Genomic DNA, 13,035 nt, shown 5'->3' with positions numbered 1-13,035 from the left:
GTTTCCACCCCACTCCGTTAATCTTTCGTCGTGAAGAGATGCTCGATCTCATTTTTCTGTGGTCGTTGCATCAACTTTTTGACTTCTTCTTCCGGTGTATGACCGTCAAAGAGAACATGGTAGAGGGCGGAAGTGATTGGGAGCTCGCACTGCTTTGTCTCCGCCAAATCATACGCCGCTTGGGTCGCACGAACACCTTCGACGACCATTCCCATGTTTTCTAGCACCGTCTCTAATTTTTCACCGCGACCGATGGCATTCCCCGCACGCCAATTTCGACTATGAACCGATGTACAAGTAACGATCAAGTCACCCATTCCCGTCAATCCAGTGAACGTCATTGGGTTAGCTCCAAGCATCGTACCAAGACGAGCCATCTCGACCATTCCACGCGTAATCAACGCTGCTTTGGCATTGTCCCCGTAACCGAGACCATCCGTCATACCTGCGGCAAGCGCAATGATATTTTTGAGCGCCCCACCGAGTTCAGCTCCAATGATATCCGCATTCAGATAGACACGGAAGTTTTCATTCGTAAACAGCTCTTGTACACGACCAGCCTCTTCTAAATCATCCGATGCGATGGTCACTGTCGTTGGTTTACGTAACGCGACCTCTTCGGCATGCGAAGGACCGGTCAAGACACAAACCGCTTTGCGTTTCGCAGGATCGACCTCTTCTTCGATTAATTCTGACAACCGAAGATGCGTCTTTGGCTCGATTCCTTTTGATGCATGAATCAAAACGACTGGTTCCGTCAACAATTCATTCAATTGTCGGGAAACCGAACGAATCGCAGAGGACGGTGTGACGATCAAGATATGCGTTGCGCCTTCGACCGCCACTTTAAGATCCGTCGTCGCCTTCAATGATTGTGGTAACATGACACCTGGCAAAAATTGCGCGTTTTCATGATGTTCATTGATGCGGTCGACATTTGTTTGTTCACGACCGTAAAGCATGACTTCCTGATCATTATCGGCTAAGACGAGCGAGAGCGCTGTTCCCCAGCTCCCCGCTCCGATGACAGCGATTTTGGTCATACTGACTCACCTCATTATTGTTTTTGACGAGCTAAAATCCGGATTGGTGTACCTGTAAAATCAAATGCTTCCCGAATCCGATTCTCAAGATATCGTTTATAAGAGAAGTGCAGCAATTCTGGATCATTGACGAACAAGACGAACGTTGGCGGACGTGACGCGACTTGAGTCGCATAGTTGATCCGAAGACGAACCCCTTTATCCGTCGGCGCCGGGTTCATCGCGACAGCGTCAACGATGACATCGTTCAAGACGCTTGTCTGAATCCGTTGTGCATGACTGTGCGCTGCTTGTTGAATGACCGGTAATAACGTCTGCAAACGACGTTTTGTTTTCGCTGAGACGAAGACGATTGGTGCATAGTCAAGGAAACGGAATTCTTCCCGAATCTCTTCTTGCATCTTTTTCATCGTCTTATCATCTTTTTCGACAGCATCCCATTTATTGACGACAATGATGACCGCGCGACCTGCTTCGTGAGCATATCCTGCCACTTTTTTATCTTGCTCGATGATACCTTCTTCACCATCAAGCACGACACAGACGACATCTGCCCGTTCGATTGCTTTTTGAGCACGCATGACGCTGAAGCGTTCTGTTGATTCATAGACTTTCCCGCGTTTTCGCATCCCCGCCGTATCGATGATGACGTATTCTTGCTCGTCCCGCGTAAACGGTGTATCAATCGCATCACGCGTCGTACCGGCAATGTTTGAAACGATGACACGTTCTTCACCGAGAATCGAATTCGTCATACTTGATTTTCCGACGTTCGGACGACCAATCAAGGCAAACTTGATTGTATTTTCGTCATATTCTAATTCTTCTTTATCTGGTGCAAGTTCAAGGACACGATCGAGTAAGTCACCGAGACCAAGACCATGTGTACCAGAAATCGGGAACAAGTCTCCGAATCCAAGGGAGTAAAATTCATACATTAAATCACGCATTTCAAAGTTATCGACTTTGTTGACAGCTACGACGACTGGTTTGTTCGAACGGAATAACATGTTCGCGACTTCCTCATCCGCTGCTGTGATTCCTTCGCGTCCGTTCACCATGAAAATGATGACATCCGCTTCATCAATGGCGAGCTCCGCCTGATGACGCATCATTTGAAGTAGGGGCTCATCCCCGACTTCGATTCCACCTGTATCAATCAAATGAAAATGACGATTCAGCCATTCTCCAGTTCCGTAAATACGGTCGCGGGTAACGCCTGGCTTGTCTTCTACGATTGAAACCCGATCTCCAATCACCCGGTTAAAAATCGTCGACTTTCCGATATTTGGGCGACCTACGATCGCCACGACTGGAATTGCCATCCCAACACCTTCTTTCTCTTCTCTCGCTTCATAGCCGTTCTATTGTATCAAATCAAACTGTCATATACCATAACAAACCGCATATAAAAAGCGGACACGCTTGTGTCCGCTTTGTGTCATTGCTTATTCTTTCTTATCAGAATCGTCCTCAGTCAAGTCAGCGACTGAAAATCCTTCTGATTGATTCGTATAATCCGAGTAATCGTCAGCGGATGATTCTTCCTCTTCAAGGACACGTGTTGATAGCGAAATCTTATGCTCATCAAGACGCACTTCGAGGACTTTTGCCTCGATTTCCTGTCCTTCTTCGAGTACTTCCGAAGGTGAACCGATGTGACGGTTCGCGATTTGCGAAATGTGCAAAAGTCCTTCTACTTGCGGCGCAAGTTCGATGAAGGCACCGAACTGGACGAGACGACGCACACGTCCTTTGACGATATCGCCAGCTTCGATCTTCCCTTCCATCTGTTGCCATGGACCAGGTTGTGTTTCCTTGATCGATAACTTGACTTTTTCCGTATCACGGTCGACACCAAGTACTTTGACTTCGACTTTTTGACCTTCCGTGACGATATCCGAAGGACGTTCGACACGGTGGTGTGCCATCTCCGAGATATGAACGAGACCGTCAACGCCACCGATATCAACGAAAGCACCAAAGTCCGTTAAACGTTGGACTGTACCTTCGAGGATTTGACCTACTTCTAAATTTTCGAGTGTCTCTTTTTTCTTCGCGTTCAATTCGCCTTCAACTACGGCTTTGTGCGAGAGAATGACACGGTTCTTCTCTTGATCGAGTTCAACGACCTTGACTTCGATCGAACGACCGATGTAATCCGAGAAATCCTCGACATAATGCCGTTCGACGAGTGACGCCGGAATGAATCCGCGGACACCGATATCAACGACGAGTCCACCTTTGACGATGTCCTTGACGACAACTTCAAAGATCTCACCTGATTTATACTTCTCTTCTACTTGCTCCCACGCTTTGAGCGCGTCGATTTCTCGTTTCGAGACGACGACCTCTTCATCCGTGATTTTCTTGACCTTCACTTGTAGTTCATCTCCGACGTTCAGCACGCCGCGAATATCATCGAGATGAAGACTCGATACTTCGCTGATCGGTAAGATGGCTTCTGTTTTATATCCGATATCAATGAGTGCTTGCTTGTCTTCAATTTTCACGACCATTCCGGTAACTACCTGGTCCCGATGAATTTCAAAATCAGGCATATCTTTCATTTCTTCGACCATTCCAAAACAACCTCCTCACGATGAGTACAAGAAACGCCTGACAGATGTCAATGCGTTTATCCTGCTTCTAACTTCTTACAATTCTGACTATTTGTCAAGGTATTAAGCGTGATTGAAGTAGACGGATTTGATTTCGTCCATGATTCGATCAGAAATCGATTTCGCTGCGCCGCGTTGGTCACGTAAATCCGAAATATCAACCGGTTTTCCGATCGCGACGTGCATCCGTTTGAACGGACGGTATGATCCGATGATGGCAATCGGTAAAATCTGCGCAGTCGATCGTAAGGCGAAGAAACCGACACCCGGTTGTGCTGATGTGAATTCACCTGGTGCGGAACGTGTTCCTTCTGGGAAAATACCGACCGTCTCATCTGAATTCAATAGTTCAATCGTCCGTTTCAAAGCTTGACGATCTCCTTGACCGCGACCGACAGGATATGTTCCTGCCGCAAGCATCAACTGTTTTAAGGCAGGAATTTTAAACAATTCTTCTTTTGCCATGTAACGCACCGCACGTTCCGGTGGGATCGCACTGACGAGGAAGACCGGATCCCAGTTTGAACTATGATTGGCACAGACGAGTAAAGAACCGTCTTTCGGAATGTTCTCTTGCCCCGTCACTTTCACTCGGAAGACTGTCTTGGCAATGACCCAAACGACAAATCGTGCAATCCGGTAAATGGTATCTTGACGTTTCATTTTAGGACACCCTCTGCTAGTTCCATCAATCGGACAACGACTTCATCAATCGTCATCTCTGTCGTATCGAGATAAAGCGCATCGTCAGCTTGGCGTAATGGTGAGACTTCACGCTCACTGTCGCGCTTATCACGCAGTGCGATCTCTTCTTGAAGAATCGTGATGTCACTGTCCATCCCACGCGCGATATTTTCGCGGTGTCGTCGAGCTGCACGCTCTTCCACAGATGCCGTCAAAAAGACTTTTAATTCTGCATCCGGCAATACGACTGTGCCGATATCACGTCCATCCATGACGATCCCGCCGCGCTCAGCTAATTTCCGCTGTGCCGTGACGAGTGCAGCCCGAACTTCTTTTTGACGAGCGACGAACGAGACATTATTCGTGATTTCGATGGAACGAATTGCATCCGTCACTTCGCGATCACCAATAAAGACACGTTGCCCGTTTTCGCCTGGTGTTAAACGAATATCAAGCGATTTCATTAATTCTCCGAGCACTTCACCATTGTTGAGGTCAAGCGATTGTTCAAGCGCTGCCAGCGTCACGGCCCGGTACATGGCACCTGTATCGATGTATACATAGTCAAGGCGCGCTGCCAATTGTTTTGCGATCGTACTTTTCCCAGCACCCGCTGGTCCATCTAAAGCGATTTGAATCTTTTTCATCATCCATCCTGTCCTTCCATCTTCCCTATGATTGATAGGGATTCATTCTTCCGAACGTTATCATAGCAAAAAAATGCGGTCAGGTGAATGGATTCATGCCCCTTCTTGAACTTTTCATTTGCATTTGATAACAGTGACGCAATACAAGTTCGCGACTTCTGTCGGGAATCATAGTAAATTGGAATGCTAATTCATATCGTTCTTCACGCCGATCAATTCGAACGAGTTCAGCGATGACATCTAACGTACTCGATATGCCCTCACCTGTAGGCAAAATGAATGTCATTTCCACCTCTTCCTCTTTTTGAACCGGTAATTGATCCGACAAGATCATCATCCCTCCAGCCGATAGATCGAGCGTCACAGTCGTAAACGGCTCGAAATGTGTTTTATGAGGGTGTACAGCGACATCGAGTATTTGCGGTACTCGGACGAACTGACGTCGTTGGATGCGTTCGATTTGATCATCCTTCGGTCGTTTCAAAGCATATCGTTGACCGCGAAGTGGATCATTTTGTCGTTCAACGACGACCGTATCAAATCCAAATAATTTGCCTTTCTCCTTAAAGAAATAAAATGAAACTTCTTCTTGCTCTGACAAGATGAATGTTTTGAGTGTCGCGACCTCACTCGGTGCTTCAATCCAAATCAATCGATTCGTCACGGCCGTCACCTTTGAGCGACCTTGTCGATCCTCACTATTCGAAAGCATTACCAAATCCCCAATTTCCATCATACTACTTCGCTCCTACTCTCTATTCGATGCCATCTGAATGTTGTTTTTTTCGTTTGAATCGCCGATTTAAACGATTGGCACCTCGTACTTGAAATAATCCAATCGTCCATAGGATGACCATGAAGACGATTGGCAAAAAAGATATACCACCATTTTCCAATATTAACAAATTAAATAAGATATGCGCAAATACCGGAAGCGCAATCGAGAGGGACAACCAGCGATAAGGATGAGGCGAGAATTTCGCCATGCCCATGAAGAATCCCATGATGACCGCAAACAAAGCATGACCAGATACTGGTAAGAGTGCCCGGAACAGCATATGTTCGACTGTTCCATTCACCATCAGATATAAAATATTCTCAAGCGTTGCGAACCCAAGTGAACAGGCTACCGCGTAGATGATCCCGTCGTAATAATCATTAAACCGTTGATGGATATAGACCGTATAAAAGACGACAAACCATTTGGCGAATTCTTCCGTGACAGCTGTTCGAATCAACTGTACCTCTTCACGCCCACCAAACTCTGTCTGGACGATATAGTCGATGAACATCAAGGGAAAGACAAGTAAAATACCGAAAATGAAACTTCGAAGAATATATCCGACTGGCTCCGATTCATGTTCGTGACGTAGATAAAAATAAGTTAGGAGTGCGATGCCTGGGGCAACTCCGGAGAAAACGATTTGAACCACGCTTCCTCTCCCCCTTTCTTCCTCATTTATAAGAATAAAGGTTTCTTGGAAAAAAGAAAACGTCCTCGTTGTTTCAAGAGGGAAAAAGGTTACAATATGGGAGAACGAATTGAATCCGCTATAGAAAGTAGGTGAAGGTCTTCTGTCTGTAGACAAGGACCCTTTAGCATGAAATCATTATTACTCATTCATACGGGTGGAACGATTGCCATGGCACAGGATCATTCTGGTCATGTCTTACCAAATGATATCAATCCACTCGACGCTTCACTCCCGCGAGCAACAGATATCGCCAACATCACGACGCGTCACTTCGCCAATTTGCCTTCTCCTCATATGACACCTGACATCATGTTGCGTCTAGCCCATTTCATCGAGAGTGAGCTAACAAAGGAACATTACGACGGCGTCGTCATCACCCACGGAACGGACACACTGGAAGAGACGGCTTATTTTTTGCATTTGACGCTTGGTGCACCCGTTCCGATCGTTTTGACAGGAGCCATGCGTTCTTCTAATGAGGTCGGATCTGATGGTGAGTTTAATCTGATTACGGCACTTCGTGTCGCTGTCAGTGAAGCTGCGCGCGGAAAAGGTGTCCTCGTCGTCTTCAATGGGGAAATTCATTCGGCATTCAACGTCACAAAAACGCATACGTCATCCGTCGATACGTTCAAATCCGTTCATTTCGGAAATCTTGGGATGGTAACGAAGGATCATGTCTACTTATTCAATACACCGCTTTTAAAACAAACACATATGGTGACTTCGCTCTCAAAACGGGTCGCCGTTCTCAAAGTCTATGCCGGTATGGAACCCGACTTATTACTTGCTGTGAAACAGCTCGGTTATGATGGACTCGTCCTTGAAGTCCTTGGTCAAGGAAATGTACCACCAAGTATCGTGGATGCCATCGCTGAATTGATTACCGTTATGCCGATCGTCATCGTCAGCCGTTGCTTCAACGGAATCGTTCAAGACGTTTACGGATATACGGGTGGCGGACAACAATTAAAAGAACTCGGCGTCATTTTCTCGAATGGACTGAATTCACAAAAAGCGCGGCTTAAACTGATGGTCGAACTCGAAATCAATGCCTCACAACTAGAACTCGAAGAATCATTCCGCGTTGAATAAATGAAAAAAACCTCTTGATCCGGAAATTTATCTTCCAAATCAAGAGGTTTTGTTTAGGCCTGTATCGATGCACCACGTAACCGTTCAACGAGATGGTTCGCAATGTTCGCACCATGAAAACGTCCATTTTCAATGAATATTTTATTGGCGTCATATCCTGCTGCCACGACACCTGCGATATAGATTCCCGGGACATTCGATTCCATCGTCTCTTCGTCGTGACTTGGAATTCCTGTCTTGCGATCAATCGTAATGCCCGTGTCAGCGAACAATCCGACATCAGGTGTGTAACCTGTCATCGCAAATACAAAATCAGCACGGACGGTCCGTTTCTCTCCATCTATTTGATAGACCACCTCTTGCTCCGTAATTTCTTCGATCGTTGCATCAAAGATCATCTTAACCTTTTCCGAACGAACGAGAGATTCGAAGTTCGGCAACACCCATGGTTTAATGGATGGACTATACACCGGCCCACGGTAAAGGACGGTCACACGTGCTCCCGCTTTTTCAAGTTCGATCGCTGCATCGACGCTTGAGTTTTTCCCACCGATGACGACGACATCTTGATCAAAATACGGATGTCCTTCCGTAAAGTAGTGCGAGACATGAGGTAATTCCTCTCCAGGGACGTCCATCCGATTCGGTAAACCATAATAGCCTGTCGCAAGCACGACGGAGCGAGCTTCTCGGCTTCTTTTTTCCCCGGAACGCTCCGAATGGATAGTGAAATGATCCGCTTGACGTTCAATCCGCTCGACGGTCTCAAACGGTCGAATCGTCAACTGTTTTCGTTTGACGACTTCTCGATAATAGACGAGAGCGTCGAGACGTCGCGGTTTTAATTCTTTATTGATGAACGGTACACCACCAATTTCTAACTTCTCACTACTTGAAAAGAACGTTTGATGCGTCGGATAACGATAGATCGCTTCGACGATATTTCCCTTTTCGAGCACTTCGACGTCTAGTCCCCGATCTTGCATTTCGATCGCAGCAGATAACCCACACGGTCCTGCACCGATTACGATACAATCTAACATTCGAATATCTCCTCTTCCGGTTGCTTTTTTTATATCTTAGCAAATCTCTACCATAGACGAAAGAAATTGCAATGCAAAACGCCCGCTCTTCGTAAAGAAGAAGCGGACGTTCATCCTAGTATTAGACCCAGCCACGGAAACGAGATGCTTCCGCCATCTTCCGGACACCGACCATATAGGCGGCAAGTCGCATGTCGACATTTCGCGTCTGCGCTGTCTGATAGACTTGGTTGAACGAGTTCACGAGTACTTTTTCAAGTTTCTCGTGTACCTCCTCTTCCGTCCAGTAATATCCTTGGTTGTTCTGTACCCATTCGAAGTAAGAAACCGTTACGCCGCCACTCGAAGCAAGAACATCCGGAACGATCAGGATGTCACGTTCAGCGAGAATTTTCGTCGCTTCGTTCGTCGTCGGACCGTTAGCCGCTTCAACGACGATCGCTGCTTTGATATCGTGCGCATTGTCTTCTGTGATTTGATTCTCGATTGCTGCCGGAACAAGAATATCACATTCAAGCTCAAGCAACTCTTTATTCGAGATCGTATTTTTGAACAATGTCGTCACGGTACCGAAAGAATCACGACGGTCGAGTAGATATGGAATATCGAGACCGTTCGGATCATGAAGTGCTCCGTATGCATCGCTGATCGCGATGACTTTTGCACCTAAGTCATACATGAATTTCGATAAGAAACTTCCGGCGTTGCCGAATCCTTGAACGACGACACGTGCGCCTTCAAGCGAGATGCCTTTCTTCGCTGCCGCTTCCCGGATCATGATCGCGACACCTTTCGCCGTTGCTGTCTCACGACCGTGTGAGCCACCGAGGACGAGTGGTTTCCCTGTAATGAAACCAGGCGAGTTGAATTCATCGATTCGACTGTATTCGTCCATCATCCACGCCATGATTTGTGAGTTCGTAAAAACATCAGGTGCTGGAATATCCTTCGTCGGTCCAACGATTTGACTAATAGCACGGACATATCCACGGCTGAGACGTTCGATTTCACGGAAGCTCATCTCACGTGGATCACAGATGATTCCGCCTTTACCGCCGCCGTATGGTAAGTCAACGATACCAGCTTTCAGACTCATCCAGACGGATAATGCTTTGACTTCGACTTCCGTCACGTTCGGGTGGAAACGAATTCCACCTTTCGTCGGTCCAACGGCATCGTTATGTTGCGCACGATATCCTGTGAAGATTTTCGTCGAACCATCATCCATCCGTACCGGAATCCGGACTGTCAACATCCGGAGTGGTTCTTTAAGTAATTCGTACATCTCGTCTGGATAACCAAGTTTCCCTAGTGCCTCCTTGACGATTTCTTGTGTTGCTTCCAGTACGTTCTTGCGGTGATTCGCATGTTGTTGGTCAGTGATCATTCCAACGTTCCTCCCCATAAGTGGCATCCCCTATGCCGTTTCCTTGTTCGGATAAAGTATACTCTTTTCTCGAACGTAATGAAAGGGGTTACGCCTATATTTGTAAGCGCTTTCTCACTTCTTTTCCTAGGATATCATTGATTTGTTTGTTTTGTCTGACGATGTCGTTCAATCGCAAGTTCCATGAAATATTCGACCAATTCCGGATATTCGATTCCCACCGCTCGTGCACCGTCCGGGAATAAACTTGTCGAAGTCATTCCAGGAAGTGTATTCGTCTCCAAGATGACTGGATTTCCGGATTCCGGAACGAGAAAATCAGATCGCGAGTATCCTGCACAGCCAAGTACTTGATGCGCTTTAACAGCCCATTCTTGAAGTTTTTCTGTCGTTGCTTCATCCAGTTCAGCAGGACAAATATGCTCCGAACCACCGATGGCATATTTGGATTCATAGTCATAAAAGGCGTTCTTCGGAATGATCTCGATGACCGGCAATGCTTTTTCTGCACCTTTATGACCGACGACCGGCACTGTCACTTCACGCCCTTTAATGAACTGTTCGACAAGTACTGCATCGTCCGCTTCAAAGGCTTTAGCGATTCCTTCACGTAACATCGTCTCGTCTTGAGCAATCGTCAATCCGTTTGATGAGCCTTCTTGTGCTGGTTTGACGACACAAGGAAATTGACCATTCCACTCTGCGATTTTTGCTTCAATATCATCTCCACGCTCTAACAGCACATCACGAGCGATCGTAATGCCTGCTTTATCAAAGTGAACTTTCGAACGTGCCTTATCCATCGCTAGCGCTGACGCTAACACACCTGAACCTGTATATGGAATGTCTGCCAGTTCAAGCAATGCTTGTACGCGTCCATCTTCACCAATTTTCCCGTGAAGAGCGATGACAGCCACATCTACATCCAGCTGGAAGAGTTCATGCGCTTGATCAGGGTGGAAGTCAACAGCCGTGACCTCATGCCCTTTACTGTTTAATGCTTCCATGATCGACTTTCCACTGTTTAATGAAACCTCCCGTTCTCCTGAAGTCCCACCGTATAATACTGCCACTTTCATCCTACTTCACTCCTTCTTCTTACGTTCAATGATTATCATACCATCCTTCTGACGATGAAAAAATACAAAATGGTGCCACTTCCAGCAGAAGACAAAAAGGTGCGGCATCCCCCTGTGAGGGAATGGCGCACCTGATGTTTTACATATTAAACTGTTCAGCTATCGTTGCGACGGCATGTTCCGCCTGAATCGTTTTCCCATACTCCGCCATGACGAGTGGACTTTTCGGGCTCGGTTCACCGTATTCAGATAAAATCGTCGTCACCGTTCGCTCGAGCGCCTCGTTCATTCGTTCTTGGAAATAGAGATAATAGCTTCCCTCGAAGAAGTAGAGGCTACCACCTGTCTCTGTACGAGGCATATGCCGCAATAATCCATGACTCGCTTGAATGACGTCTTCTAGCGAGTGTAGAGCATATAAGACGTGATGGACGATATCGACTGTCATGCGGATTTCGACTTGATCGAATTCCTCGTTCATCTCTTCTGGCAAATCTCCTTCGCGGCGCACATCAACGAGCATCCCGTCATTCGGGAAGAATGTGACGAAAAATTCGAGTGTTCCTGCTGCCTGAAAACCATAATTCGATTCGGCTTCTTCTAATAAGTTGCGCAATAAAGCTTGTCCCTTCCCGACAGCCAACGTTTCTGGTCGGACGTCGTGAAGCGATAACTCTTGCTTTGTGATGAAGACACGAAGGTGTCCTTGTTTCATTTGTTCAAACCTCATAATAGACTCCTCCAGTCAAAACCGGAAACACAGATGTCTCCGTTCGTTATGAACCATACTATACACCAGTTGTCGGAGTGAGTCGACTTAACCAACTTTTCCAAGATTGATCGTCTGCACCAAGTAAATGTGGACCATATCGTTCCGGGAGCTGATCGACCGCATAACCACCAAGACCAATCTCAAGATCCGGAAAATCAGACATCAAACGTGCTAACGCTTCATCAAGTAACGGTAAATGATCCGATAACGTGCAGGAAAGAATAACGGCTTTCGGTTGCAACTGATGCGTGACCGTCACCAAGTCCTGAACCGGTATACCGGAACCGAGGAAAATGACATCAAATCCAGATTGACGTAAGTAAAGCGTGAAGAACAGTAGCCCGAGTTCGTGTTCTTCTTCAGGAGCGCAGACACAGACGATTCGCGGTAAAAATGGATTGATCGGCATCTGTAACGACAGTGTCGAGAGACGGGCTCTTAGAAATGCCGTCGCAAAATGCTCATGTGCAATCGTAATCTCTCCCGATTCCCACTTCACTCCAATCTCATGTAAGAGCGGACCGACGATGTCCTGAATGACTTTATCGAAGCTAAACATCGAGAATGCTTTATTCATGATGTCGTGCGCATGTCGTTCTTCAAAGTTCGTCAATGCCTGGAACAACTGATCTCGCAGTTCGACTCCATAATCGTGCGGTACCTCAGCCCGATTAACAGGCATCTCATACAATTGGATTGCTTTAGAGACAGACAATCCCTCTTTTTGTTTATCGACGATCCAGCGTAATTTCGCGACGTCGTTATCACTATAAATTCGATGTCCGGATTCACTTCGATCCGGATCGAGCACCTGATATCTCCGCTCCCAAGCACGAATGGTCGTCGGGTTGAGTCCCACTAACGCAGCGACTGCTTTGATATTATATTTCCCACGATCCATGCATCGTGCCTCCTTCCCCTTCCTTTCTAGTATACGCTGAAAGGAAAAAAATCTCCGTTCACAATGTGCCCTTACATCATGAAACCGATGGAGACGAAGGCGATGATGATCGTGATCATGAGTACCGTAAGCGTGATCGCTAGCGGATTTTTTCGAAACGGTTGTTTCAATCGCTCGTTACGAACGTGTTCGATACGCGAAGAACGCGGTGGCAATAACTGATCCTCTTCGTTCTGATGCAACCGTCGTTGATCTTGTTTACTCAATGTTTATCACCTTTTCTTGAAA

At 46.7% G+C, this 13,035-nt stretch carries 14 protein-coding genes; 1 reads left to right on the top strand and 13 read right to left on the bottom strand.

Features of this window, described 5'->3' with window-relative positions:
- Window positions 1-17: 17 nt before the first annotated feature.
- From AYO36_RS05160 to prsW, 7 genes are all read right to left on the bottom strand, one after another.
- Window positions 18-1,043, bottom strand: coding sequence for an NAD(P)H-dependent glycerol-3-phosphate dehydrogenase (locus tag AYO36_RS05160; RefSeq protein WP_050677441.1), 1,026 nt, complete (start codon window positions 1,041-1,043; stop codon window positions 18-20).
- Between the two features lie 14 nt (window positions 1,044-1,057).
- Complete coding sequence (gene der, locus AYO36_RS05155) at window positions 1,058-2,368, bottom strand: ribosome biogenesis GTPase Der (RefSeq protein ID WP_064299670.1); 1,311 nt, start codon at window positions 2,366-2,368, stop codon at window positions 1,058-1,060.
- Window positions 2,369-2,491: 123 nt separating this feature from the next.
- Window positions 2,492-3,625 (bottom strand): 30S ribosomal protein S1, encoded by a 1,134-nt coding sequence (rpsA, locus tag AYO36_RS05150; protein WP_050677442.1) that lies wholly within the window; start codon window positions 3,623-3,625, stop codon window positions 2,492-2,494.
- A gap of 102 nt (window positions 3,626-3,727) precedes the next feature.
- Window positions 3,728-4,327: a lysophospholipid acyltransferase family protein gene (locus AYO36_RS05145; RefSeq protein ID WP_050677443.1), complete on the bottom strand. Its 600-nt coding sequence runs from the start codon at window positions 4,325-4,327 to the stop codon at window positions 3,728-3,730.
- Window positions 4,324-4,998 carry a (d)CMP kinase gene (gene cmk / locus AYO36_RS05140; protein WP_064299669.1) on the bottom strand — a complete coding sequence of 225 codons (675 nt, stop codon included), beginning with the start codon at window positions 4,996-4,998 and terminating at the stop codon, window positions 4,324-4,326. The genes AYO36_RS05145 and cmk overlap by 4 nt, the downstream gene beginning before the upstream one ends.
- A 76-nt stretch (window positions 4,999-5,074) precedes the next feature.
- Window positions 5,075-5,731, bottom strand: a complete 657-nt coding sequence (locus tag AYO36_RS05135) for a flagellar brake protein (RefSeq protein WP_050677445.1) — start codon at window positions 5,729-5,731, stop codon at window positions 5,075-5,077.
- Between the two features lie 19 nt (window positions 5,732-5,750).
- A complete protein-coding gene (gene prsW / locus AYO36_RS05130; RefSeq protein WP_023468651.1) occupies window positions 5,751-6,428 on the bottom strand; it encodes a glutamic-type intramembrane protease PrsW in 678 nt (225 codons plus the stop codon).
- Window positions 6,429-6,596: 168 nt separating this feature from the next.
- Between prsW and AYO36_RS05125 the strand changes: the two genes are divergently transcribed.
- Window positions 6,597-7,565, top strand: coding sequence for an asparaginase (locus AYO36_RS05125; RefSeq protein ID WP_047393882.1), 969 nt, complete (start codon window positions 6,597-6,599; stop codon window positions 7,563-7,565).
- 53 nt (window positions 7,566-7,618) lie between these two features.
- Here the strand turns inward: AYO36_RS05125 and AYO36_RS05120 are convergent, their stop codons facing one another.
- The 6 genes from AYO36_RS05120 to AYO36_RS05095 form a co-directional block, all read right to left on the bottom strand.
- The gene (locus tag AYO36_RS05120) at window positions 7,619-8,608 is read right to left on the bottom strand and encodes a YpdA family putative bacillithiol disulfide reductase (protein ID WP_050677446.1); all 990 of its coding nucleotides are present in this window, start codon (window positions 8,606-8,608) and stop codon (window positions 7,619-7,621) included.
- Window positions 8,609-8,729: 121 nt separating this feature from the next.
- Window positions 8,730-9,995 carry a Glu/Leu/Phe/Val family dehydrogenase gene (locus tag AYO36_RS05115; protein ID WP_023468654.1) on the bottom strand — a complete coding sequence of 422 codons (1,266 nt, stop codon included), beginning with the start codon at window positions 9,993-9,995 and terminating at the stop codon, window positions 8,730-8,732.
- Window positions 9,996-10,129: 134 nt separating this feature from the next.
- On the bottom strand, window positions 10,130-11,074 hold the full coding sequence (locus tag AYO36_RS05110; protein ID WP_050677447.1) for a D-alanine--D-alanine ligase: 945 nt from the start codon (window positions 11,072-11,074) through the stop codon (window positions 10,130-10,132).
- Between the two features lie 139 nt (window positions 11,075-11,213).
- The gene (locus AYO36_RS05105) at window positions 11,214-11,804 is read right to left on the bottom strand and encodes an adaptor protein MecA (RefSeq protein ID WP_029342022.1); all 591 of its coding nucleotides are present in this window, start codon (window positions 11,802-11,804) and stop codon (window positions 11,214-11,216) included.
- 58 nt (window positions 11,805-11,862) lie between these two features.
- Entirely contained in the window at window positions 11,863-12,747 is an 885-nt protein-coding gene (locus tag AYO36_RS05100) for a MerR family transcriptional regulator (RefSeq protein WP_023468657.1), read from the bottom strand.
- Between the two features lie 71 nt (window positions 12,748-12,818).
- Window positions 12,819-13,013: a hypothetical protein gene (locus AYO36_RS05095; protein WP_050677448.1), complete on the bottom strand. Its 195-nt coding sequence runs from the start codon at window positions 13,011-13,013 to the stop codon at window positions 12,819-12,821.
- Window positions 13,014-13,035: the final 22 nt, after the last annotated feature.

Origin of the sequence: Exiguobacterium sp. KKBO11, from assembly GCF_001644945.1 — a bacterium.
Taxonomy (GTDB): domain Bacteria; phylum Bacillota; class Bacilli; order Exiguobacteriales; family Exiguobacteriaceae; genus Exiguobacterium_A; species Exiguobacterium_A abrahamii.
The sequence above is the reverse complement of the archived record's forward strand: the minus strand, read 5'-3'. Positions and strand labels throughout refer to the sequence as shown.